The organism is Pseudomonas sp. EA_15y_Pfl1_P101 (assembly GCF_963970835.1).
GTDB lineage: Bacteria > Pseudomonadota > Gammaproteobacteria > Pseudomonadales > Pseudomonadaceae > Aquipseudomonas > Aquipseudomonas tritici.
In genome coordinates this window covers 26,444-50,312 of the sequence record NZ_CAXAPA010000003.1, presented here as the reverse complement: position 1 = coordinate 50,312, position 23,869 = coordinate 26,444, and the positions used below count along the sequence as shown (strand labels likewise).

General features: G+C 59.8%; 24 protein-coding genes and 2 pseudogenes. 13 read left to right on the top strand and 13 right to left on the bottom strand.

The features are described from left to right. Positions 1-156 precede the first annotated feature (156 nt). Both fadD2 and fadD1 read left to right on the top strand, forming a co-directional pair. Entirely contained in the window at positions 157-1,845 is a 1,689-nt protein-coding gene (fadD2, locus tag AACY36_RS04925) for a long-chain-fatty-acid--CoA ligase FadD2 (RefSeq protein WP_339417102.1), read from the top strand. A gap of 381 nt (positions 1,846-2,226) precedes the next feature. Beyond that, the gene (fadD1, locus tag AACY36_RS04920) at positions 2,227-3,918 is read left to right on the top strand and encodes a long-chain-fatty-acid--CoA ligase FadD1 (protein ID WP_065873541.1); all 1,692 of its coding nucleotides are present in this window, start codon (positions 2,227-2,229) and stop codon (positions 3,916-3,918) included. Between the two features lie 78 nt (positions 3,919-3,996). Here fadD1 and AACY36_RS04915 read toward each other — a convergent pair whose 3' ends face one another. Further along, positions 3,997-4,374, bottom strand: a complete 378-nt coding sequence (locus tag AACY36_RS04915) for a hypothetical protein (RefSeq protein WP_339417100.1) — start codon at positions 4,372-4,374, stop codon at positions 3,997-3,999. 199 nt (positions 4,375-4,573) lie between these two features. Between AACY36_RS04915 and AACY36_RS04910 the strand changes: the two genes are divergently transcribed. The 3 genes from AACY36_RS04910 (at position 4,574) to def (ending at position 6,433) form a co-directional block, all read left to right on the top strand. Then, positions 4,574-4,759 carry a CsbD family protein gene (locus AACY36_RS04910; protein ID WP_339417098.1) on the top strand — a complete coding sequence of 62 codons (186 nt, stop codon included), beginning with the start codon at positions 4,574-4,576 and terminating at the stop codon, positions 4,757-4,759. Positions 4,760-4,939: 180 nt separating this feature from the next. Next, positions 4,940-5,890, top strand: coding sequence for a YihY/virulence factor BrkB family protein (locus AACY36_RS04905; RefSeq protein WP_339417097.1), 951 nt, complete (start codon positions 4,940-4,942; stop codon positions 5,888-5,890). A gap of 3 nt (positions 5,891-5,893) precedes the next feature. Next, complete coding sequence (gene def / locus AACY36_RS04900) at positions 5,894-6,433, top strand: peptide deformylase (RefSeq protein ID WP_339417096.1); 540 nt, start codon at positions 5,894-5,896, stop codon at positions 6,431-6,433. 113 nt (positions 6,434-6,546) lie between these two features. On the opposite strand, the pseudogene AACY36_RS04895 reads toward def, so the two are convergent. The 3 genes and pseudogenes from AACY36_RS04895 to gstA all read right to left on the bottom strand — a co-directional run. Beyond that, positions 6,547-6,773 (bottom strand): annotated as a pseudogene (locus tag AACY36_RS04895) (methyltransferase); the annotation flags it as partial. Between the two features lie 59 nt (positions 6,774-6,832). After that, positions 6,833-7,270 (bottom strand): GNAT family N-acetyltransferase, encoded by a 438-nt coding sequence (locus AACY36_RS04890; RefSeq protein ID WP_339417094.1) that lies wholly within the window; start codon positions 7,268-7,270, stop codon positions 6,833-6,835. A 240-nt stretch (positions 7,271-7,510) separates the two neighbouring features. Continuing rightward, positions 7,511-8,119, bottom strand: coding sequence for a glutathione transferase GstA (gstA, locus tag AACY36_RS04885; protein WP_339417092.1), 609 nt, complete (start codon positions 8,117-8,119; stop codon positions 7,511-7,513). Positions 8,120-8,215: 96 nt separating this feature from the next. Here gstA and AACY36_RS04880 point away from each other — a divergent pair, with 96 nt between their 5' ends. The 3 genes and pseudogenes from AACY36_RS04880 to AACY36_RS28170 all read left to right on the top strand — a co-directional run bounded on the left by AACY36_RS04880 (position 8,216) and on the right by AACY36_RS28170 (position 10,571). After that, positions 8,216-9,085, top strand: a complete 870-nt coding sequence (locus AACY36_RS04880; RefSeq protein ID WP_339417090.1) for a LysR family transcriptional regulator — start codon at positions 8,216-8,218, stop codon at positions 9,083-9,085. A gap of 121 nt (positions 9,086-9,206) precedes the next feature. Next, positions 9,207-10,028 (top strand): annotated as a pseudogene (locus AACY36_RS28175) (PAS domain-containing protein); the annotation flags it as partial. Beyond that, positions 10,002-10,571: a methyl-accepting chemotaxis protein gene (locus AACY36_RS28170; protein WP_370467999.1), complete on the top strand. Its 570-nt coding sequence runs from the start codon at positions 10,002-10,004 to the stop codon at positions 10,569-10,571. The pseudogene AACY36_RS28175 and the gene AACY36_RS28170, both read left to right, overlap by 27 nt. Positions 10,572-10,642: 71 nt before the next feature. On the opposite strand, the gene AACY36_RS04870 is transcribed toward AACY36_RS28170, so the two are convergent. The 5 genes from AACY36_RS04870 to AACY36_RS04850 all read right to left on the bottom strand — a co-directional run bounded on the left by AACY36_RS04870 (position 10,643) and on the right by AACY36_RS04850 (position 15,436). Further along, complete coding sequence (locus AACY36_RS04870) at positions 10,643-11,140, bottom strand: hypothetical protein (protein WP_339496789.1); 498 nt, start codon at positions 11,138-11,140, stop codon at positions 10,643-10,645. Positions 11,141-11,272: 132 nt separating this feature from the next. Continuing rightward, positions 11,273-12,688, bottom strand: a complete 1,416-nt coding sequence (locus AACY36_RS04865; RefSeq protein ID WP_339417087.1) for an MFS transporter — start codon at positions 12,686-12,688, stop codon at positions 11,273-11,275. 126 nt (positions 12,689-12,814) lie between these two features. Then, positions 12,815-13,567, bottom strand: coding sequence for an NAD-dependent epimerase/dehydratase family protein (locus AACY36_RS04860; protein WP_339417086.1), 753 nt, complete (start codon positions 13,565-13,567; stop codon positions 12,815-12,817). A gap of 15 nt (positions 13,568-13,582) precedes the next feature. Then, complete coding sequence (locus AACY36_RS04855; protein WP_339427465.1) at positions 13,583-14,215, bottom strand: glutathione S-transferase family protein; 633 nt, start codon at positions 14,213-14,215, stop codon at positions 13,583-13,585. 189 nt (positions 14,216-14,404) lie between these two features. Next, positions 14,405-15,436 carry a LacI family DNA-binding transcriptional regulator gene (locus AACY36_RS04850; protein ID WP_339417329.1) on the bottom strand — a complete coding sequence of 344 codons (1,032 nt, stop codon included), beginning with the start codon at positions 15,434-15,436 and terminating at the stop codon, positions 14,405-14,407. Between the two features lie 213 nt (positions 15,437-15,649). On the opposite strand from AACY36_RS04850, the gene AACY36_RS04845 reads away from it, so the two are divergent. Next, the gene (locus tag AACY36_RS04845; protein ID WP_339427464.1) at positions 15,650-16,183 is read left to right on the top strand and encodes a gluconokinase; all 534 of its coding nucleotides are present in this window, start codon (positions 15,650-15,652) and stop codon (positions 16,181-16,183) included. An 83-nt stretch (positions 16,184-16,266) separates the two neighbouring features. Next, positions 16,267-17,619, top strand: a complete 1,353-nt coding sequence (locus tag AACY36_RS04840; protein ID WP_339417083.1) for a GntP family permease — start codon at positions 16,267-16,269, stop codon at positions 17,617-17,619. Between the two features lie 160 nt (positions 17,620-17,779). Here the strand turns inward: AACY36_RS04840 and alaC are convergent, their stop codons facing one another. Further along, complete coding sequence (alaC, locus tag AACY36_RS04835) at positions 17,780-18,991, bottom strand: alanine transaminase (protein WP_339417082.1); 1,212 nt, start codon at positions 18,989-18,991, stop codon at positions 17,780-17,782. A gap of 196 nt (positions 18,992-19,187) precedes the next feature. Between alaC and AACY36_RS04830 the strand changes: the two genes are divergently transcribed. Then, positions 19,188-19,670: a GyrI-like domain-containing protein gene (locus AACY36_RS04830; protein WP_339417081.1), complete on the top strand. Its 483-nt coding sequence runs from the start codon at positions 19,188-19,190 to the stop codon at positions 19,668-19,670. 65 nt (positions 19,671-19,735) lie between these two features. On the opposite strand, the gene AACY36_RS04825 is transcribed toward AACY36_RS04830, so the two are convergent. Both AACY36_RS04825 and AACY36_RS04820 read right to left on the bottom strand, forming a co-directional pair. Then, positions 19,736-20,230 (bottom strand): GNAT family N-acetyltransferase, encoded by a 495-nt coding sequence (locus AACY36_RS04825; protein WP_339428520.1) that lies wholly within the window; start codon positions 20,228-20,230, stop codon positions 19,736-19,738. Between the two features lie 352 nt (positions 20,231-20,582). Beyond that, complete coding sequence (locus AACY36_RS04820; protein WP_339417079.1) at positions 20,583-21,437, bottom strand: LysR family transcriptional regulator; 855 nt, start codon at positions 21,435-21,437, stop codon at positions 20,583-20,585. Positions 21,438-21,526: 89 nt separating this feature from the next. Between AACY36_RS04820 and AACY36_RS04815 the strand changes: the two genes are divergently transcribed. Further along, on the top strand, positions 21,527-21,988 hold the full coding sequence (locus AACY36_RS04815) for a multidrug/biocide efflux PACE transporter (protein ID WP_339417078.1): 462 nt from the start codon (positions 21,527-21,529) through the stop codon (positions 21,986-21,988). 33 nt (positions 21,989-22,021) lie between these two features. Here the strand turns inward: AACY36_RS04815 and AACY36_RS04810 are convergent, their stop codons facing one another. Beyond that, positions 22,022-22,939 (bottom strand): LysR family transcriptional regulator, encoded by a 918-nt coding sequence (locus AACY36_RS04810; RefSeq protein ID WP_339417077.1) that lies wholly within the window; start codon positions 22,937-22,939, stop codon positions 22,022-22,024. A gap of 121 nt (positions 22,940-23,060) precedes the next feature. Between AACY36_RS04810 and AACY36_RS04805 the strand changes: the two genes are divergently transcribed. Beyond that, on the top strand, positions 23,061-23,819 hold the full coding sequence (locus AACY36_RS04805) for a 5-oxoprolinase subunit PxpA (RefSeq protein WP_339417076.1): 759 nt from the start codon (positions 23,061-23,063) through the stop codon (positions 23,817-23,819). Positions 23,820-23,869 lie beyond the last annotated feature (50 nt).

Genomic DNA, 23,869 nt, shown 5'->3' with positions numbered 1-23,869 from the left:
CGGGCACGTGTAGGAAGATTCACGCAATCAATGAAGCGCCGTCCTGTATTTGCCTGTTTGGCCATAGCTGCTAACGTCCCCAAAGCTCCGCTTTTTATCGCTGTACACTTTTGCAGCAGCAGCGGCCGGACACACTCAGGTAAGAGGACAAGAATAATGCAACCTGATTTCTGGAATGACAAACGCGCGGCGGGCGTTCCCAATGACATCGACCTGGGGGCCTACAAGTCGGTGATCGAAGTCTTCGAGCGCTCGTGCAAGACTTTTGCCGACCGTCCGGCATTCAGCAACATGGGCATCACCCTGACCTACGCCGAGCTTGAACGCCAGAGCGCGGCGTTTGCCGGCTACCTGCAACAGCACACCGACCTCAAGCCGGGCGAGCGTATCGCGGTACAAATGCCCAACGTGCTGCATTACCCGATTGCCGTGTTCGGCGCACTGCGCGCCGGGCTGATCGTGGTCAACACCAACCCGCTGTACACCCCGCGCGAGATGCGTCACCAGTTCAAGGACGCTGGCGTGCGGGCGCTGGTCTACCTCAACCTGTTCGGTTCGCGGGTGCAGGAAGTGTGCAGCGACACCGAGATCGACTACCTGATCGAAGCCAAGATGGGCGACTTCATGCCCGCCGCCAAGGGCTGGCTGGTCAATACCTTGGTCGATAAGGTCAAGAAGATGGTCCCGGCCTACAGTCTGCCGCGCGCCGTCTCCTTCAAGCGGGCGTTGCGCATGGGCTCGGGCCTGGGTCTTACCCGTCACCCGATGACCCTGGACGACATCGCCGTGCTGCAATACACCGGCGGCACCACCGGCCTGGCCAAGGGCGCGATGCTCACCCACGGCAACCTAGTGGCCAACATGCAACAGGTGCGCGCCTGCATGTCTCAGACCGGCGAGGACGGCCACCCGCTGATCAAGGAAGGGCAGGAGGTGATGATCGCGCCGCTGCCGCTGTACCACATCTATGCATTCACCGCGAACTGCATGTGCATGATGGTCTCCGGCAACCATAACGTGCTGATCACCAATCCACGGGACATCGGCGGCTTTATCAAAGAGCTGAAGAAGTGGCGGTTTACCGGGTTGTTGGGGCTAAACACGCTGTTTGTCGCGTTGATGGACCACCCGGACTTCAAGACCCTGGATTTCTCCCACCTCAAGCTCACCAACTCCGGCGGCACTGCGTTGATCAAGGCCACAGCTGAGCGTTGGGAGCAAATCACCGGCTGTGCGATTGGTGAGGGCTATGGCCTGACGGAAACCTCCCCGGTGGCCAGCACCAACCCGTACGGCAACAAATCCCGGCTGGGCACCGTGGGCATTCCGGTGCCGGCCACGGCGATGAAGGTGATTGATGATCAGGGCGTCGAGCTGCCGTTGGGCGAGCGCGGCGAGCTGTGCATCAAAGGCCCGCAGGTGATGAAGGGCTACTGGCAGCAACCGGCCGCCACCGCCGAGGCCTTGGACGCCGAGGGGTGGCTGAAGACCGGTGACATCGCGGTGATCGATGACGATGGCTTCGTGCGCATCGTCGACCGCAAGAAAGACCTGATCATCGTCTCGGGCTTCAACGTGTACCCCAACGAAATCGAAGACGTGGTGATGGCCCACCCGGCCGTGGCCAACTGCGCGGTGATCGGCGTGCCGGATGAGCGCACCGGGGAGGCGGTGAAGCTGTTTGTGGTGGCGCGCGCGGAGGGTGTGAGCCTTGAGGAGTTGAAGGCGTACTGCAAGATCAACTTCACGGGGTACAAAGTGCCTAAGCATATTGTGTTGCGCGAATCGTTGCCGATGACGCCGGTGGGGAAAATTCTGCGGCGTGAGCTGCGCGACATCGCCTGATTTGAAACAGGGTAAAAGATGCGGGAGCGGGCTTGCTCGCGAATGCGGTGGATCAGTCACCAAATGTATCGACTGAACCACTGCATTCGCGAGCAAGCCCGCTCCCACATTCTTATTTGTCGCTCTGTAGCGCGCATTCCAGAGCCATTTTCTAGCTTATAGAATCTTTGCTCTAAAAATGACCACTGGCTATTCTTGAGTCATGTTTATGACCGTAGGGCCCTCGTTTGGCTCTAGGCGGCCCTTGGCAAAGCTGCTACTCTCGGCGCGCTTTGTGACGTCTCGGCCTGCTTTAAAGCGCCAGATTCACCTAAAAACACACACCAATAATAATTGCATCAAATGCGATGATGAATTCGCGTCGCTGAGGAGTGGGCTTCCATGAACGAAGACTTTTGGAAGGATAAGTACCCCGCCGGGATTGCTGCAGAAATCAATCCAGACGAGTATCCGAATATTCAGGCGGTACTGAAGCAGTCCTGCCAGCGCTTCGCCAACAAACCGGCTTTCAGCAACCTGGGCAAGACAATCACCTACGGTGAATTGTACGAACTGTCCGGCGCCTTCGCCGCCTACCTGCAACAGCATACCGACTTGAAGCCCGGCGATCGAATCGCCGTGCAACTGCCCAACGTCCTGCAATACCCGGTCGCGGTGTTCGGCGCCATCCGTGCCGGCCTGATCGTGGTCAACACCAACCCGCTGTACACCGCGCGGGAAATGGAACACCAATTCAACGACTCCGGTGCCAAGGCCCTGATCTGCCTGGCCAACATGGCGCACCTGGCGGAAAAGGTCGTGCCCAAGACCGCCGTCAAACATGTGATCGTCACCGAAGTCGCCGACCTGTTGCCGCCGCTCAAGCGTCTGCTGATCAACAGCGTCATCAAGTACGTTAAGAAAATGGTCCCGGCTTACCACTTGCCACAGGCGATCAAGTTCAACGACGTACTCGCCAAGGGCCATGGCCAGGCGGTCAACGAAGTCAGCCCGGCCAGCAGTGATGTGGCCGTGCTGCAATACACCGGCGGTACCACCGGCGTGGCCAAGGGCGCGATGCTCACCCACCGCAACCTGGTCGCCAACATGCTGCAATGCAAGGCGCTGATGGGCTCCAACCTCAACGAAGGCTGCGAGATCCTCATCACGCCGCTGCCGCTTTACCACATCTATGCGTTCACCTTTCATTGCATGGCGATGATGCTGATCGGTAACCACAACATCCTGATCAGCAACCCGCGTGACCTGCCGGCGATGGTCAAGGAACTGTCGAAGTGGAAGTTCAGCGGCTTTGTCGGCCTGAATACCCTGTTCGTGGCGCTGTGCAACAACGAAGCGTTCCGCAAGCTGGACTTCTCTGCGCTGAAAGTCACCTTGTCGGGCGGTATGGCCCTGCAACTGGCGGCGGCCGAGCGTTGGAAGGCCGTGACCGGCTGTGGCATCTGCGAAGGTTACGGCATGACCGAAACCAGCCCGGTGGCGACGGTGAACCCGATCCAGCATATCCAGCTCGGTACCATCGGGATTCCGGTGCCGTCCACTGTGTGTAAAGTCATTTCCGACGACGGCACCGAGCTGGCGCTGGGCGAAACCGGCGAGCTGTGCGTCAAGGGCCCGCAAGTCATGAAGGGTTACTGGCAGCGCCAGGACGCCACCGACGAGATGCTCGACAGCGAAGGTTGGCTGAAGACCGGCGACATCGCGATCATCCAGCCCGACGGCTACATGCGCATTGTCGACCGCAAGAAGGACATGATCCTGGTCTCGGGCTTCAACGTGTACCCCAACGAGCTCGAAGACGTACTGGCGGGCCTGCCGGGCGTGCTGCAGTGCGCAGCCATCGGCGTGCCGGACGAGAAGTCCGGGGAGCACATCAAGCTGTTTATCGTGGTCAAGCCGGGCGCAACCCTGACCAAGGAGCAGGTGATGGAGCATATGCGCGCCAACGTCACCGCCTACAAAGTGCCCAAGGCGGTGGAGTTCCGTGATGCGTTGCCGACCACCAACGTGGGCAAGATCCTGCGGCGTGAATTGCGCGATGAAGAGTTGAAGAAGCTCGGTCTGAAAAAGTAACCCATAAAAAACCCCGCAAATGCGGGGTTTTTATTGGGCTATCGCAGGCAAGCCTGCTCCACATTTTTAATCCGGTGTTTACAGGGCGAACGGGGCGAAGCTCACGCCTGCACCCGCCGGGCGCACGTCCTTCAAGAACGAATCCTTATCCGCACTCAGCTCCAGGGTGATCTCCGGGCTACGCTTGCCCGCATTACGCACCACCAGGCCTTCGACCTTCTCACGCAAAAACACCGTCGGCACCTTCAGGTGCAGCAACTGGTCAGTCTCGGCGTTGTGCATCAACAAGTGAATCCACTCGTACTGGCCCACGGCGATACGGCCCAGCGGCAGGTCGAACCACCAGATGTTGCGTTTCTGGTCCAGTTCGGTGAAGTGGCAGTTGTTGACGCCGAGTACGGCACCGCCCAGTTCAGTGTTTCTGCGGGCGATAGCCTGTGCTTTATTGAGTTTCATAACCTTCCTACGGGATCTGTTATTCAGCGTTGTAGCCTGAATGTGCCGGGCATTCTCGTGGGTTGGCCACAAAACATAAAGCCCAACCTGCGGATGGCGATGAAATGCACAGGCAAAAATAATTGAAACTCTGCCAAACCGCCTCGGGTCAATCTTTACGTGATGACCAAAAACCATCGATTGTTCCAGGAGAAATACCATGAGCAGCACATCGGATAAGGTAAAAGGTGTAGCGAACGAAGTGGCCGGCAACGTGAAGCAAGGTGTCGGTAAAGTGACTGGCGACGACAAACTGCGCGCTGAAGGTCTGGTACAAGAAAAGAAAGGCGAAGTGCAGAAAGCGGTCGGCGATACCAAAGACGCTGTGAAAAAAGCGACCCAGTAATTTCGAATCGCTGGCTGGCTTTACGCAGCCCGACGGCCATCCACGGATGGCCGTTTTTGTATCCGCCGTTGCAACTAAACTTTCGAAATTGTTTCAAAGTCGCCAAATGGGCTACTTTGATGTAGAAAACGGCCCCTGAGTCGCCCACGAACTCAACCTTTTGCGGCGAAAGGAGACGCTATGCTTTTTCCGGTATTACAAGGCCTCAAACTGCACAAAGTGCTGGTGCGCACCGTCACGGAATTCGTCGATGACGAGATGCCCACCTACGCCTCGGCGCTGGCCTACCAGATGCTGTTCTCGCTGTTTCCCTTTCTGCTGTTCCTGATCGCGCTGATCGGTTTCCTGCACCTGCCGGATTTCTTCTCCTGGCTGCGCCTGCAGTCGGAGCTGGTGTTGCCGCCCCAGGCGCTGGAGCAGGTCAACCCGGTCATCGACCAGTTGCAGCAATCCAAGGGTGGCCTGCTGTCCGTGGGTATCGTGATCGCGCTGTGGACGGCTTCGGCCGGCGTGCGCCTGATGATGAGTGCGATGAACGCCGCCTACGACGTGGTTGAAGGCCGGCCGATCTGGAAGCGTTTCCCGCTGTCGATTCTCTATACCATCGGTATTGCCGGCATGCTGTTGGCCGCCGCCGCGCTGATGGTGCTTGGCCCGCAGGTGATGGAGTGGATCGCCGCGCAGATCGGCATGCAGGAATTCGTGGTCACCCTGTGGACCATCCTGCGCTGGCCGCTGATCGTGATCCTGCTGATGTTCGCCGTGGCCCTCATGTACTACGTGATGCCCGACGTCGAGCAGGAATTCCGTTTTATCACGCCAGGCTCGGTGCTGGCGGTGGTGGTGTGGATCGTCGCGTCCCTGGGCTTTGGCTATTACGTCAAAACCTTTGCCGACTACAACGCCATGTATGGCAGTATCGGCGCAATTATCGTGCTGCTCCTGTACTTCTATATTTCCGCCGCGGTGCTGCTGCTGGGTGCGGAGATGAATGCAGTGATCGAACACATGTCCGCCGAAGGTAAGGAACCGGGTGAAAAAGAGTTTGATGCGCCGGCTCATACCACTGAAAAACAGCACGTCTCAGGCCTCGGCCGGGACCATTCCAAGCCCACCCCTGACGAAGTCTGATCGATGATCCGTGAAATCCTGAAAATGGGCGACGAGCGCCTGCTGCGTATCGCGCCGCCGGTTCCGCCGGAAATGTTCGACAGCCCCGAGCTGTGGCAATTGATCGATGACATGTTCCAGACCATGGAGCATGTGGGTGGCGTCGGCCTGGCCGCACCGCAGATTGGTGTCGACCTGCAATTGGTGATCTTTGGTTTCGAGTCCAGCGAACGCTACCCGGACGCGCCGCCGGTGCCGCAGACCATCCTGATCAACCCGCTGATCACACCACTGAGCCCAGCGCTGGAGGAGGGCTACGAAGGTTGCCTGTCTGTGCCGGGCCTGCGTGGCGCGGTGAGCCGTTACCAGCAGATTCGCTACGAGGGCTTCGATCCGAAGGGTGAGCCTATCGTGCGTTTTGCCGATGGTTTTCATGCGCGGGTGGTGCAGCATGAGTGCGATCACTTGATCGGCCGTTTGTACCCGTCACGGGTTACGGATTTCAGTAAGTTCGGGTTTATTGACGTGATGTTCCCGGAGCTCGAGCCCACTGCTGACGAATAGCTTTCAGATCCAATGAGGTCCAAATGTGGGAGCGAGCAAGCCCGCTTCCACTTTGAGCCTGCGTTCTGCTCAGGTTATTTAGCAGGCTTTACGAGCCGCAACGTCCTCCCATCCTTTTTCTTCAGGTTTTCTTCGGATGTGCGTGCGTAAGCACTGCTGCTTGCGGCCTGCACGGCGGCGATGGATGGCGATAGCCGTCGCGGGCGCTGTTGGCCGGGTCGCGCCAACTGCCGGCGAGCACGTTCTGGTATTGCTTGGCGCTGATCGGTGCCTCGGCTGCCTGGCTCAAGACCGGAGCGAGCAGGGCGGTGAGGGAGAGAACTGCAAGCGTCGTGTTCATGATCATCCTGTAAAGCGCCACTGTGCCACCGAGGCTAGCATGGGGCTCGCAGGCGCTGATCACACATTATCCGGGGTCGACGTCACCAAACGATCCAAGCCCATCGCGATCATGGGTTTGTTGCGTTTGTAGCGCACCAACCGCTCGCTAAGCGATTGCGGCAGCAGCGTGTCCTGAGTGAATCCCATGCGCTGGTATAGCCCTTCCAGATCCGGATGACACAACAACCAAACGGTTCCCTCGCAAGCAGTCAGCGCCGTAAGAATCAATCGCGCCGCCAACCCCTGGCCGCGATACGCGGGTGCCACACACACACCGCTCAACCACTGCCCACCCACCACCGGCGTGAGGCACAGCCCCGCGACGATCTCACCCTCCCGGGCCACCCACAAACGCCCGCCCTTGAGCGCCTTCATCGGCGAATTATGGCTGCGGTAAAACTTGTTCAGCAGCGGCCACAACGGCTCTGCCAGCGGTTCGATGTGTAATTCGGGCATGGTGTTCAGGCAGCGTTATCAAGGGCTGGGGATTATAAGCGCCTTCTACGTCGTAATAGGTGGTATACCCAGTGCTACATCCCCTGTTCAGTGGAGCACGCATCATGGCCAAAGGTATGGATTCAAAGAAAGCCGCGAAGAAAAAACCGGCAAAGACCGCCGATGAAAAACGCGCTGACAAGAAAGCCAAGAAAACCGAGACAGGTCTGTTCGGTCACTGAGACCCGTTTTTGAATGAACTCAGCTTTCGGGGGATTCGGCGGCCAGCGAGGCAATCACTGCTGGCCGCTCACCGACCCGCTGCTCAAATGCCGCCAGCGCCGGCCACTCGCTCAGATCAATCGCGTGAAAGGCCGCCCAGCGCAGCACCACGAACAGGTACGCATCCGCGACTGAGAACTGCGAACCCAGCAAGTAATCCTGGCGTTCCAGCGTCTGCACCAGCACCGCAAAACGCTTGAACAGCGTCGCCTGGAACATGGCTCGCACCTCGCCCTGAATCGCATCATTGAAGAACACCGCCAACCCACCATGCACTTCGGTGGCGATAAAATTCAGCCATTCCTGCAAACGCACACGCTCCCAGCGGCCATTGGCCGGCGCTAGATTTGCTGTGGGTTTCAGGTCAGCCAGATACTGCAGGATCGCGCTGGCTTCGGTCAGCACCTGGCCGTTGTCCAGTTTCAGCGCTGCAACGTAGCCCTTGGGGTTGATCTGCAGGAAGTCTTCGCCGTCGGCGGTGGTCTTGGCCTGGTTATCGACCCGCACCAGGTCGAACGGCAACGCCAGTTCGCGCAGCACGATATGCGGTGCGAGAGAGCAGGCGTGGGGGAAGAAATACAGTTTCATCTTGAACAGCTCCGTTGAATTTGCGCCAGTCTCGCGGGCATGGCACCGTGCGTAAAATTAAACCTTCAGCCCCCTGCCATAAGGACAGCGAATGCCATGATGAACCTGATGCACTGGCGCCTGCTGGTGGCCGTGGCCGATCACGGCAGCATCACTGCCGCCGCCGAGCGCGTCGGTATGACTCAATCCGCCGCCAGCCAGGCCATGGCCGGCATGGAGGCGACCCTGGGCGCGCAGCTGTTTACCCGTGCACCACGCAAGACCTTGCCCACCGCCCTGGGCTTGAGTGTGATCGAACAGGCGCGGGTGATGCTCAAAGCCTTGCAGACCATTCGCAGCACCGTGGATGAAGCCCGCCCAATGCTGCGCGGGACGATTCGTATCGCCAGTTTTCCCATGGTGCTGGCCAGGTTCCTGACGCCGTTGTTGCAGCGCTTTGCCCAGCTTTATCCGGGGATCGAGGTGACCACCCTGGATGTCACCGACAATGAAGTGCTCACCTTGCTCGACGCGGAGTTGATCGACCTGGGTGTCGTGCTCAACCCCAAGCCCGAGCGCAATGCCACGGTACTGGGCCGGGACTTCTGGATGGCCGTGCTACCGGTGGCCCATGCGCTGGCGCAACGCCCGGCCGATGCCAGTGTGTCGCTTGAGGCGTTACTTGAGCAGCCGTTCGTGCTCGCCACCGGTGGGTGTACCGCGAATGCGCGCAGCCTGGGCGCCGCAGCGGGGCTGACGCTGCGCGATATCCGCGTGGAAGTGCGCGAATGGAACAGCGCGTTCAGCCTGGTGCGCGAGGGCGTGGGCGTTACGCTGGTGCCGGAAATGGCTCTGCCGGCCCAGCGCAAAGGCTTGCGCGTGATGCCGCTGACGGTGCCGCTGCACCGTGAGTTTGCCTTGGTCGGCTCGCCCACCCGTGACCCTTCAGCCGCTGCCCGCGCTTTATTAGAAATGCTGGCTGATTAGTGGCCTTGCATAGTGCCTAGCCCTGTCTATGCTCACCCATAACCGTTGATGACGCTTGGCAGATAAAGCGATTTGGATGGTTATTCCCCATGAAGGTGTACCAGCACTACCCAACATATGAATGGAACGCGCCTTCCGTGCGCCGGGAATCCAGGGTGATCTGACCATGTTCAACCGCCATCACAAATCCGACCTGCTTGAAATCCAACGCTTTTCCTGCGCACTTACCGAAACCAACGCCAAACTCGCGGCCATCAGCCGCTCCATGGCCATGATCGAGTTCGACGCCAGTGGCGTGATCCTCGACGCCAACGACAACTTCTGCAAAACCATGGGCTACAGCGCCGAGGAGATTCGCGGCAAGCATCACCGCCTCTTTTGCGACGAGGCCTACACCCACACCGACGGTTACGCCAAGCTATGGCGCGACTTGGCGCGGGGCGAGGCGCTGAGTGGCACCTTCATGCGCTTGAACAAGCACGGCCAGGAGGTGTGGCTGGAAGCCAGCTACATGCCGGTGCTGGACAAGGACAATCAGGTGCAGAGCGTGATCAAAGTCGCGTCGGATATTTCTGCGCGGGTTCACCACGAACATGAAAACCAGAGCCTGATCGACGCCATCGGCCGTTCCATGGCAGTCATCGAGTTCACGCCTCAGGGCCAGATTCTCAATGCCAACGAAAACTTCCTGAAGACCGTGCAGTATTCCCTGGATGAAATCGTCGGCCAGCACCACAGCATGTTCTGCCACCGCAACGAAGTGGAGTCGCCGGCCTACACTGCATTCTGGGCTTCCCTCAATCGCGGTGAATACCATTCACACCGCTTCGAGCGCAAAAACAAATACGGCAAGACCCTGTTCCTGGAAGCCTCCTACAACCCGATCTTCGACCCCAATGGCCGCTTGTACAAAGTGGTGAAGTTCGCGAGCGACATTACCGACCAGGTCACCACCCTGCGCACCGCTGCCGACTCGGCCCACGCCACCTCGGTGCAAAACGATGCCTGCGCGCGCAAGGGCTCGGAGGTGGTGCAGCAAACCGTGCAGATCATCGAACAGATTTCCCACGACTTGAACCAGGCCGCCGAGAGCATTGATGCGGTCAACAAGCAGTCGGACATCATCGGCGCCATCGTCCAGACCATCAGCGGCATTGCCGAGCAAACCAATATGCTCGCGCTGAACGCTGCGATTGAAGCAGCGCGGGCCGGTGAGCAAGGGCGCGGCTTTGCAGTGGTGGCCGACGAAGTGCGCAGCCTCGCGGCGCGCACCAGCCAAGCGACGGTGGAGATAGTGGGTGTGGTGCGCAAGAACCACGACCTGTCGCTGAGCGCGGTGTCGAGCATGCAATCGAGCTTGAGCCGCACGGGGCTCGGGGTGGAGCTGGCAAATGAAGCGGGGCAGGTGATCCTGGAGATTCAGGAAGGATCACGGCATGTGGTGGATGCGATCGGGCAGTTCAACTCGACCCTACAACTTCAGTAACACTGAGCAGGCTTGTAGTGAGCGGGCGGTGCGACGACTCGACAAGCCCGCTCATTACAGGTCGAACAAGATTAGATCGCGGCCAAGGTTTCTTTCACGGTTTGCGCCTGAGGCTCAGCCGTCTTCGCCGCTATCTGCTGCTCTTGTTGCTGCTTCAAACGGTCAGCCACTTGCTTGGAAATAGCGTCCTGCTTTTCCTGCGACATGTTCTGCACATCCGCCTCGGTCAAACCCTGTTCCTTGAGCAATCGCTCACGGATACGCTCGGCCGGCGTCTTGCTCATGTAGTCGGTAAAATCCGCCCGCGCGCCGGAGGTAGCGCTGGTCGCCGGCACATCGGAGGCCGAAGCGGAGGCCTGCAGTTGCACGCGGGTCTTGGCGAAGGCCTCGTCGATACGGTCGGTGGCCTTGTCCAGTTCCTTTTGCGCGGCCGGCATGGTCACGCTTTGCTGCGTCGCCTGCAGGGCACCGCTGTACAGCGCGCTGGCAGCGGCGTTGGCAGGGTCCATATCAGGCCGTTTGATCTGTTGAACGGTCGACACGGCTTGGGTGTTGTTGTTAACCAGCATGATCGGTCACCTGTGGAGTGTTCGGTGCCACAGCTGGAGCAAATAGCGTGCCGGGTGCGAAGCGCCCGGTTTTATTGGGGATGATGTCGCCGCCGCGGCAAGTAGTGTCCCGCAGGCGGCCAACCGTTGCCGTCAATGGGCGATATTTTCCAATGCCAAGTTACGCGTACGCGGCCCGAACCAACTGATGGTGATCATCACGATCAACATGCTGCTGGCAATAAACGCCAACACCCCTGGCGTGCCCAGGTGTTCAAGGATAAAACCGATCAACAGGCTGCTGAATACCGTGGACAAGCGGCTGAACGAATAACAGAACCCCACCGCCCGCGCGCGGATGTTGGTGGGGAACAGCTCGCTCTGGTACGAGTGATAGCTGAAGCTCAGCCAGGCATTGCAGAACGTGATCATCACCCCGCAGATCACCAGCCCCACCGCCGTGGTTTGCAGCGCGAACAGGCTGCCGAAGATCACCGCGCCCATGGCTGAGCCGACGATCTGCCATTTGTTTTCAAAGCGGTTGGCCACTTTCACAAACAGCAACGGCCCCAGCGGGTAGGCGAGTGTGATGATAAAAGCGTAGAGCAAGCTGTGGGTCACGCTGACGCCCTGGCCCGAAAGCAGCGCCGGCAACCAATTGCCAAAGCCGAAAAAGCCGATGGCCTGAAACACATGAAACACAATCAGCATCAACGCGCGGCGACGGTACGGCGGTTGCCAGATATCGGCAAAACGGCCACTGCCCTGAACGCTGACGGCTTGCGGCTCGGGCTCCTCCAGCGGTTTGCCGTGATCTTTCTGACAGCGCGCCTCCAGGTTATCCATGATCGCACCGGCTTCTTCGAAGCGGCCCTTTTGCGCGAGCCAGCGGGGTGATTCCGGCAGGCGTTTGCGAAGTTGCCAGATAAACAACGCAAACACCGCGCTCGACAGTACCACCCAGCGCCAGCCGGACACGCCGAACGGCGCTTGCGGCACCAGCCACCACGACATCAATGCCACGGCCGGCACTGACAGAAATTGGATAGAAAACGCGAAGGCAAACGCCGAGCTGCGCATGCGCTTGGGCACCAGTTCCGAGAGGTAGGCGTCGATGGTCACCAGCTCAATGCCCAGGCCAATCCCCACCAGAAAACGCATGCAGATGATGCCCACGGCGGAGGTCTGGATACCCATTAACACGGTGGCGACGGTGTACCAGATCAGCGCAAAGGTGAAGATCGCCCGCCGACCGTAGCGGTCGGCGATGGGGCTGAGCAGGCTGGCGCCGAGGAACAGGCCAAGGAAGGTTACCGAGGCGAACGCGGCTTGGTCGGAGAAACCGAATACGCCCGCGCTGCCGGTATGGAAAATCCCGTCGCTGATCAAGCCGGGGCTGATATAGGCGGTCTGGAACAGGTCATACAGCTCGAAAAAGCCGCCAATCGACAGCAGTGCCACCAGGCGCCAGACCGTCGCAACGGCGGGCAGGCGGTCGATGCGCGCGCTGATATGGGCTGCACGGAGGGGGTCGATGCCGTCGGCGGCAGAGGCGGTGAGTGTGGACATGGGAGGAGATTCCAGGGGCAGTGACCTGGAATCTTAGCGGGCTAACGGAAATCGGTGCTTGTGAAGTTGTGCATGTTTGGCTGCATATTCACCGATTTATTGCGCCAAAACTTCATATTTAAAGGTTTATGGCGCAGAGCCTCCGTAGGCTATGGGTATTTCAAACGTCTGGAAGGCGTCGTCCACCGGTTGGTAACCCAGCACGCGTGTGGTTTCGCTCAGGTCCAAGCGCTTGAAGCGGTTATTGGATATGCCATGGGCGATCAGGTGCTTCACGCCTTCAGCCTCTACCGAACGCTGCAGCAACTGCACCGCATCACGCGGGCTGAGCCAGGCGCTGAGGTCGCGGGCGTTGTTCAGGTCGTGGGTTTCGGGGAATTCAAAGGCGCCGATGCGCAGGGCGATCGTCGAAAGTGGCGTTTTGGCTGCGTAGTAACCACACAGCGCTTCGCCATAGCATTTGCTCACGCCATACAGGTTGGCGGGCATGACCTGCATGCCAGGCGTGATCTGGCGGTCTACCGGGTAGCCTTCGATGGTCTGGGCGCTGCTGGCGAACACCAGGCGTTTTACCCCGGCGGCCACGGCGGCTTCGAACAGGTAGGTGGTGGCGAGGATATTGTTGGGCAGCAATTCGTCGAATGAGGCGCTGGCGTGCGGAATACCTGACAGGTGCACGATAACCTCGATGCCGTCGAGCAGGGCGACCAGGCTGGATGGGTCGCTGAGGTCGGCGTGCACAAAACGGTGCTCGGCCAGGTCGAAATTCGGCGCGATACGGTCCGTGAGGGTGAAACGGTAGCGGTCTTTCGAGGCTTCGAAAAACGTCTTGCCGATTCTGCCGCAGGCGCCAGTGAGCAGTACGTTGAGGCCTTTCACGGTGGAGTCCTTATTTTAGTTATGGCCGTCAAGTGCGAAAGTCTGGAAGCCTTTGTGCTGGCTCAGCCGCTGATAGTACGCGGCAATAGCCGGGTAGGGCGGGCGTGCCATAGGCGTCATCTGCCAGCGGTGCACCGACAGCCCGATCAGGATGTCGGCGAGGGTGAATTCATCACCGGCCACGTAAGCGTTTGTGCGAACGAGCTGTTGTTCCAGAATGCCCATCTTGTCGTTCCAGACCTGCACAGCAGCGGCGATCTGCGCGGCGTCCAGACCATCCGGGTTATTACGCACCAAGGCCGTGAACGCATCGCCCCAGGCGCGGTTGAGTTCGATGGCTTGCCAGTCTATCCATTGCTCGACCCGGGCCCGCGGCGCAGGTTCGGCGGGCAGCAGGTCATGCCGTTGGTAGAGGTTCACGAGGTAGCGGCAGATGGTATTGGACTCCCACAGCACGCCGTGGTCGTCGATCAGTACGGGTATTTGAGCGTTGGGGTTCAAGGCGAGGAATTCAGCGGACTGAGTGGGCTTGAAGCCGATGCCCCAGTCTTCGCGCTGGTAGTCGATGCCCAGTTCCTGGCAGGTCCATAGCACTTTGCGCACGTTGATGGAGGACGTGCGGCCGAGGATTTTCAGTGAGTGTCCCATGGTGCTTCCCTTGCGATGGAGAGCAGCCAATCTAGCAGGGGCAGGAAGCTACGGCGATATTTCAACGCGGGCACGGTAAAAAATGTGGGAGCTGGCTTGCCTGCGATAGCGGTGTGCCAGGCAATGAAGTGTCAGCTGACCTACCGCCATCGCAGGCAAGCCACAGTGGAGGGTGTGCTGCATTACAGGTCAGGTACTCTCCCGCACCTGCAATTCAAACCCCATATCCACCACCGGCTTGGCGATCTTGTTACCCGCCATGATCGTCAGCAAATGCTCCGCCGAACGCCGGCCAATCGCTTCACGCGGCGTGCTGATGCTGCTCAGGCGCGGCACCATATAGGACGAGGCGGGCAGGTCGTTGAAACCCAGCACCGCGACGCGCTCCGGCACCTTGATGCCATGGCGCATGGCTTCCAGCAGCGCGCCTTGGGCCAGGTCGTCGTTGCCAAAGAAGATCGCATCCACATCCGGATGGGCGGCCAACAGTTGCAAAAACAGCTCGCCACCCAAGCCAACCGAAGAGGGCCGCGGTGTCAGCAATTCCAGCGCCGGGTCATACAGGCCGGCCTGTTGCAGCGCCCGGCGGAAACCTTCGCCACGCAGCAAGGTGCGTTGGTCCAGTTGCGCGCCGATATACGCCAATCGTTTGTACCCACGGGACAGCAAATGCGCTGCCGCCGTTTCACCCGCCGCCAGCTGCGAGAAACCCACGCAGTTCACGCCGGCATTCGGGTCCAGGTCCATCATGTACACGCAGGGCACGTTGCTGGCCTCGACCATCCGTCGGGCGCTTTCGGTGCGATCGAACCCGGTGAGTAGCAATCCACGTGGCTGGTAGGCCATGTAGTTGCGCAGCAGGTTTTCTTCTTCATCACGCGAATAGTGGAAGTTACCGATCAACACTTCAAAGCCCTTGGGCCGCAGCACCTGGTGGATGGCTTCGAGGGTTTCGATGAACAGCAGGTTGGACAGCGACGGCACCAACACCACCACCGAATGGCTCTGGGCCGAGGCCAGGGCGCGGGCGGCGGGGTTGACCACGTAGTTGAGTTCGGCGGCGGCCCGCTGCACTTTTTCCACCAACTCGGTGGCGACGGTGCTGATGCCACGCAGGGCGCGCGACGCGGTAATCGGGCTGACGCCGGCCAGGCGGGCGACTTCGTTAAGGGTCGGGCGACCCGTAGTGCGCAATTTTTTATCGTTCTTAGAGGTCATCAGGCGGCTTGCCAAACAAAAATCGAGGCACTAAGGTAGCGCTGTCTCCAAACGGCTGCAAATGCTTGAACGTTGGGTTGCCTGATCCCGTTCGAATGATTGAAGCGGATGCACGCGTCACTCCATAAAAAAAGACAAGACGGCGCGGGAAAAGCCTGTTTTTGCACTAGCCTTACAGCGTGCAAAGGTAGCGCTATCTGCGTCCTGAGGTGTTTCATGAGTCAACCTGTTACCGCCCTGGTTATCATGGGTGTTGCCGGCTGTGGCAAGACCAGCGTCAGCGAGGCCCTGTGCCGGCTGAACGGCGCCACTGCCATTGAAGGCGACAGCTTTCACCCCGCCGCGAATATCGAAAAGATGAGCGCCGGCCACCCCCTCGACGACGACGACCGCGCCGGCTGGCTCGACATCCTGTGCGATGAACTGCGCCGTTCGCTCAAGGCAGGCGAGCACCCGGTGCTCACCTGCTCCTCACTCAAGAAAAAATACCGCGACCACCTGCGCGAAGCCGCGCCGGGCCTGGGGTTTGTCTTTTTGGAGCTGACCCGCGAAGTGGCCGCCGACCGCGTGTCGCATCGCCCCGGCCATTTCATGCCGGCCAGCCTGATCGACAGCCAGTTCGCTACCCTCGAATCGCCGATAGGCGAACCGCTGACCCTGGCCCTCAACGCCAGCGAAGACAGCATCGAGGAACTGGCCGAGCAGACCAACACCTGGTGGCTGCAACACGGCTTTGAACCAACCCGATAATTTTTTGCCGGAAAGATAGCGCTATCCCCGGCGAAAGATTCAACACCCGCTTTAATAACAACAACAAACAGGAGAGACCCCCCATGTTTGGCATGTCCCACGAGTCCTACCTGCTGCTAGACGCAGTGGTCACTATCATCGGGTTGATCGTTCTGATCACCAAGTTCAAGGTGCACCCGTTCATTGCACTGATCATCGCGGCCGGCTTCCTCGGCCTGACCTCGGGCATGCCCGTGGACAAGATCATCAAGGCGTTCCAGGACGGTTTCGGCGGGGTGCTCGGCTTTGTCGGCATCATCCTCGCGCTGGGCACCATGCTCGGCAAGATGATGGCCGAATCCGGCGGCGCCGATCAGATCGCCCAGACCCTGATCCGCGCCTTTGGCAAGGACAAGGTCCAGTGGGCGATGATGTTTGCCGCGTTCCTGGTGGGTATCCCGCTGTTCTTCGAGATCGGTTTTGTCTTGCTGATCCCGCTGGTATTCATCGTCGCGCGACGCACCGGCGTGTCGCTTATCAAGATCGGCATCCCGCTGCTGGCCGGCCTGTCGGCCGTACACGGCCTGGTGCCACCGCACCCGGGCCCGCTGCTGGCCATCGGCGTGTTTGGCGCGGACATCGGCAAGACCATCCTGTACGGCCTGATCGTCGCACTGCCGACTGCCATCATCGCCGGCCCGATCTTCGGTACGTTTATCGCCAAGTACATCCCGGGCAACCCGTCCCAGGAACTGGTCGACCAACTGGCCCGCGATACCGATAACAAGTCGTTGCCGAGCTTTGGCATCACCCTGGTCACCGTGCTGCTGCCGGTGTTCCTGATGCTGCTCAAAACCTTTGCCGACATTGCGTTTGCCGAAGGCAACGTTGTGCGCAACTGGATGGACATGATCGGTCACCCGATCACTGCGCTGCTGCTGGCGTTGCTGCTGTCGCTGTATACCTTCGGCCATCGCCAGGGCATTCACTCCAAGCAAATCCTCAAGTTGCTCGACGCCAGCCTTGCGCCGACCGCCGCGATCATTCTGATCATCGGTGCCGGTGGTGGCTTCAAGCAGATGCTGGTGACCAGCGGTGTGGGCGACGTGATCGGCCATATGGCGGTGAACGCGCAGATCAACCCGATCCTGCTGGCGTGGCTGGTGGCGGCGGTGATTCGCGTCGCGACGGGCTCGGCCACCGTGGCGACCATTACTGGCGCGGGCATTGTGGTGCCGGTGGTAGGCATGATTCCAGGGGTTAACCGTGAGCTGCTGGTGTTGGCGACAGGGGCGGGTTCGTTGATCCTGTCTCACGTCAACGATGCGGGGTTCTGGCTGGTGAAGCAGTACTTCAACATGACCGTGGCTGAGACGTTCAAGACGTGGACGGCGATGGAGACGATTCTGTCGATCGTGGCGTTGATCTTTATCATGCTGTTGTCGTTGGTGGTGTGACGTACACACCCTGAAGCTTGGGTGAAAACCCGATGCAAATGTGGGAGCGGGCTTGCTCGCGAATGCGGTGGATCAGTCGCCAACTCCATTGACTGACATTGCGCTTTCGCGAGCAAGCCCGCTCCCACAGTTTTAATCACATCCCAACAGGTGAGTCGGGTCAGGGCTTGGTGACCAGGCCATCCGCCCGGAACATCCCGCGAATCCCCCGCACTGCCTGGCGAATCCGGTCCTGGTTCTCGATCAGCGCAAAGCGCACATGATCATCGCCATACTCGCCAAACCCAATCCCCGGCGACACACACACCTTGGCTTCCAGCAGCAGTTTCTTGGCAAACTCCAGCGAGCCCATGGCAGCATACGCTTCGGGGATTTTCGCCCAGACGTACATCGACGCCTTTGGATTCTCGACCATCCAGCCCAGCTCATGCAGGCCCTTGACCAGCACGTTACGCCGCTGGCGATACTGCTCGGCAATGTCCTTCACGCACTGCTGATCGCCTTCCAGCGCCGCAATCGCCGCCACTTGCAGCGGAGTGAAAGTGCCGTAGTCGTGATAACTCTTGATCCGCGCCAGGGCGTTGACCAGTTCCGGGTTACCCACCATGAAACCGATGCGCCAGCCGGCCATGTTGTAGCTCTTGGACAGGGTGAAAAACTCCACCGCAATGTCCTTGGCGCCCGGCACCTGCATGATCGACGGGGCTTTCCAGCCGTCGTAGACGATGTCGGCGTAGGCCAGGTCGTGCACCACCAGCACGTCGTACTGCTTGGCCAGCGCAATCACACGCTCGAAGAAATCCAACTCCACGCACTGCGCAGTGGGGTTGGACGGGAAGCCCAGGATCATCATCTTCGGTTTGGGGATCGAACCGCGAATCGCCCGTTCCAGTTCAGCGAAGAAGTCCACGCCAGGAATCAGCGGTACCGAGCGGACCTGGGCGCCGGCAATCACGGCACCGTAGATGTGGATCGGGTAGCTCGGGTTCGGCACCAAAACAGTGTCGCCCTGGTCCAGGGTGGCCAGCATCAAGTGCGCCAGGCCTTCCTTGGAACCAATGGTCACGATGGCCTCGGTTTCCGGGTTGATGTCCACTTCATAGCGGTCTTTGTACCAGCGCGAAATCGCCCGGCGTAGGCGCGGAATGCCTTTGGAGGTGGAGTAGCCGTGGGTGTCTTCACGCTGGGCGACGGTGACCATTTTCTCCACGATATGCGGTGGGGTCGGGCCGTCAGGGTTACCCATGCTCAAGTCGATGATGTCTTCGCCGCGCCGACGCGCAGCCATCTTCAGCTCGGCAGTGATATTGAACACGTAAGGGGGGAGTCGATCTATGCGCGCAAAGCGGCGCGGCAAACCTTGGTCAGCCATTGTTGCCTCGAGGGTACGTAAGCGCCCGGAACCGTCCGAGCGACGTCGGCCACTGCGGTGGCCTGCGGAGCAGACAATACGGTCGGTGATGGCCAGTTGTCCAGATGCGTAGGAAAATTTTCTGCATGGAGTCCAATACGGATATGCCCCTATACTCGATGCGGGTTTGTTCCCTCATAAGAAGGAGACTGTTCGTATGGATCAGCAGACAAAACAACCGTTAGAACCGCGCATGGAAGCGGGCAAGGCTCTGGTGATTGCCGGTGTACAAGGGCGTTATTCAAAGGCCACCGTGGGTGATATCCCCAAACTGTGGGAGTTGTTTGATACCTGCATCAAGGACATCAAGCAGCGCGTTGGCGGGGTGACGTATGGCGTTTGCCATAACTCCCATCACGGCGAATTCGATTACATGGCCGGTGTTGAAGTCCCGAGCAAAGCCGAAGTGCCGGGCAATTTCGAGTCTATCGAAATTCCGCCGCTCAACTATGCCGTGTTCCCGCATTACGGGCCGGTGCAGGCGCTTGAGCAAACCTACGAGCGCATCATGTTCGAATGGCTGCCATCTTCGGGCTATAAGGTGATAGGCGCGGATTTCGAGCGCTACAGTGCGGATTTTGATGGGCGCAAAGGCACCGGCACGGTGGAGATCTGGTTGCCGGTCGGCGAAAGAGGCTGAAACTGCTGCCCATGCCACGTAAACAGGACATGCACGTGCGAACGTCCTGTTTACGTGACATTCCGCTAAGGATTAAATGCCCACCTCAACCGGCGCTCATACCCAATTCGCCCCTTGTACGCCTCCCCACTGTCCACCCATCCAGCCGCCAGATACAGTCGCATCGCCGGCACATTTTCCGCGTCCACCGACAACGCCAAGCCCTTGATCTGTGGCCACGCTTGCAATGCCGCCGCCGGCAACGCCTGCAAACATGCCTTGCCGAATCCGCGCCCTTGCTGGTGCCGGTCCACCTGCAATGCATGCAGCGTCGCGCTGTGTTCATCGGCCCAATGGGGCAGGCAAGGTGGGCGTTTGAGCAACAGGAAGGCCACGGGCTGGTCGTCGGCGAGCAGGGCGAAGCCTTTGATCGCGTCGGGATTGGGATTGACCAGCAGGCTGTTCAGCGCACAGTAGATATCACCGGAATACGCCAGTTGCTCGGGATGCACTTGCAGGGTGTCGAGTTGCTGTTTCTGTACAAGGCTCAGCGTCTCATAGGAGACGAGGCGGGTTTCCATGGGGGGGCGCATCCGAAATCCTACAAAGAGGCGTGATTCTAGCGGGTTTGGCGTCTGTCGGGTCGACCGGAAACCTTGAGCGACGCGAACTATAGTGAGTCCCGTGCGCCCATTGAATCTCTGAACACAACACTCATAAGACTCAAGAGGTTTCATGACAGAGGGGGTCAGAGCCTGGATCGGTTGGTGACGCTGGTCACCGAAGGCATGCGGGATCGAGCGCACGGTAGGTGATCAAAATGTGAGCGCAGGCTTGCTCGCGAACGCGATGTTTCCAGCCACACATAAGTTGACTCACCCCCCCCCCGCTCTCGCGAGCAAGCCCGCTTTGATCTTCATTGTCTGGCCGGGATCACTCAAGCATCTTGCCCAACAACCAACTCCCCGCCGGCCCCGGCGGGTGCTGCCGCGACCACAGCGCATCCACCGCCACCGAGCGCGGCCAACTGCGTGCTTTGAGCTCGACCAATTGGCCGCCATCAAAACGCTCGACCAACCAGCGCGGCAGCGGTGCCCAGCCGAAGCCCAGTTGCGCCATTTCCATCAACATCAAGTAACTCGGCGCCGACCACACGCGGCCGCTGGGGCGGGTTTCAGTCGGGTTGATGATGCTGGCCAGGCGCAGTTCGCGATGCTGGCGCAGCGTGTCGGCGGGGATGTTTTTCAGGTTGGCCAGTGGGTGTCTGGCCGCGACGAACAGTGAGATTTCCGTGCTTTCTGCTACCGGCGCGCCGGTGAGGTCGGGCGGGTAGTTATCCTGTTTTTCAATAAAAGCGAGGTGCGCGCGGCCACTTTGTACCAAGGCAACCAAATCCTCGCACTCAGCGATCAGGCATTCCAGTTCAAGGTCCGGGTAACGCTGCTCAAAGGCGCTGAGCGCGACCTCGAAGCGATCGGACTGGTAAGTATCGGACATGGCGATGGTCAGTTTCGGCTCCAAACCCTGGGCCAACTGGCTCGCTGCCAGCTCCAAACGACTGCTGGCCTCCAGCACCTGCTCGGCGCGTTGCAGCAACACATGGCCGGCCGGCGTCAGCGTCGGCTTGCGGCTAGTGCGGTCAAACAGCACCACATTCAGGTCAATCTCCAGGCTCGCCACTGCCGCGCTGACGGTGGACTGGCTCTTGCCCAGCTTGCGCGCCGCGGCGGAAAACGAGCCCTGGGTGGCGGCCTGCACAAACGCCTGCAGCACTTCATGGGAGGCCATTACTATCGCCTTGGTCGATGGTTATTGGTTATGAAGTATCGAGTCAGAGAGTGATCATGGCAACCCTCGTCACTCACGGAGCCCAGGTTATGAGCCCTACCAAGTCGGTTACTGAACGTGTTTGCCAAGCCATCGGTTTTGAGGGATTGGCATTGTTGATCTGCACCCCATTGCTGGCGTGGATCATGGACAAGCCCGCCCTGGAAATGGGCATGGTCACCCTGGCGATCAGCCTGATCGCGCTGACCTGGAACGTGATCTTCAACGGCCTGTTCGACCGCCTCAAGGTGCGCCTGCAACTGGCCAACACGCCGTGGACGCGGGTGTTGCATGCGTTGCTGTTTGAAGGCGGGCTGATTCTGGTGTGCGTGCCGCTGATCGCGGCGTGGCTGAACATCAGTCTGATCCAGGCGTTCATCCTCGACATAGGTGTACTGCTGTTTTTCCTGCCGTACACCTATGTGTATCACTGGGGCTATGACGTGCTGCGCGAGAAGCGCCTGGGGCTTAAAGAAACATCCCCCCCGAAGCCTCAATGCGCTGACCGGTGATCCAGTTGCTGCCGCCACCTTGCAAGCCCGGCTCTAGCGTCGCGCCGACAACTGCTGCGGCGCCAGGAACGCGTCGTGGAAGTAATCGCGCACCGCCTGCATCGCCGGGGTAAACGCACGCTCGCGGTGCCAAGCCAGGCCGACGCTCATGGGCGTTACCGGGTCGGTGACGGTCAGGGTTTCGATGCGTTTGCCTTCCAATGACCAAGGCCTGTGCACCAGGTCTGACAGGATCGCCACACCACTGCCATTGGCAACCATGCTGCGCACTGCCTCCACCGAACTGGTGCGCAGCCGCACCTCTGGCGCTTGCCCGGCCTGCTCCCAGTAGCGCATGGCGCTGTGCTCGGCCTCGTCGACGGTGAGCAGGATGTAGGGCTCCTGGGCCACATCCGCCAGGCTCACGGCGCCGCGTTCGCACAGGGGGTGATGGCTGGGCAGCCACAGGCGGCGTTCCGAATTGAACAGGATTTCCGAGACGATATCCGGGTGGGTGAGGTTGGCGGTGAGCACCACCGCCATGTCGAACTGGCCGTCGAGCAAACCTTGTTCGATGGCTTGGCGCTCCTGCTCAAAGACCTCGATGGTCACGTCCGGGTGCCAGTGTTCCATGCGTTGCAAGTGGTGGGGCAGGAAGTAGCCGAGCACCGTGTAGCTGGCCGCCAGGCGCAACACGCCACTGGCGCGGTAGTCGGGCAACGGGCTGTTCAACGCATCATCGACACTGCGCACAATCACATAGGCGCGGTTGAGAAAGTGCCGGCCGGCGTCGGTCAGGTTCATGCCCTGGGCCGAGCGTACGAACAGTTGCACACCCAGCATGGCCTCCAATTCCTTGATCGCCGTGGTCACTGCCGATTGGGAGATATTCAGGTGAATCGCCGCCTGGGAAATCTGGCCAATCTCAGCCGTGGCGACGAAATAGCGGACTTGGCGCAAGGTCAGGGACATCTGCCTCTCCAAAACGTAGGGCTATCTGATTTTCAGAAGATGGGCCATCTGATAATAGATCTTCCCAAGGGGTCAAGCTGCAGCCTACTTTCCAGCATCACCTTTTGGCGGAGCGACCCTGATGCAGGCAGTGGATTTCAACTCAGACATGGGCGAAGGCTTCGGCCCCTGGACCATTGGCGACGGCGTCGACGCGGAGCTGATGGCTTATATCAGCTCGGCCAATATCGCTACCGGCTTTCATGCCGGTGACCCCGGCACCATGCGCCGTACCGTCGAGCGTGCCAAGCAACTGGGCGTCGCTATCGGTGCGCACCCTGGCTTTCGTGATTTGGTCGGCTTCGGCCGGCGCCACATCAACGCCCCGGCGCAGGAACTGGTGGACGACATGCTCTATCAGCTCGGCGCGCTGCGTGAAATTGCACGTGCCCAAGGTATGATCCTGCAACACATTAAGCCCCATGGCGCGCTGTATATGCACCTCGCCCGCGACGAAGAAGCCGCGCGGCTGCTGGTGCAAAACCTGCAAATCATCGAGCCGACATTGCTGCTGTACTGCATGCCCAACTCGGTGATCTGGCGCGTCGCCCAGGAACTCGGGCAGCCGGTGGTGCGCGAGTTTTATGCCGACCGTGAGTACGATCTGACGGGCTCCATCGTGTTTACGCGCAATGTGCGGGCGCTGGATCCTGCGACGGTGGCGGCGCGAGTCCTGCGTGCGTGTCAGACCGGTCTGGTGCGCACCGTTGAAGGCGAAGACTTGTTTATCGAATTCGATTCCATCTGCCTGCACAGCGACACGCCCGGCGCGCTTGAACTGGTGGAAGCGACCCGCGAAGCCCTGGACCGAGCGGGCATCACCGTCACAACACCCCAATAAGATCGAAACATTATTTTTTTCGCCTGCCTTTCTACAATGATTCCAAGAGG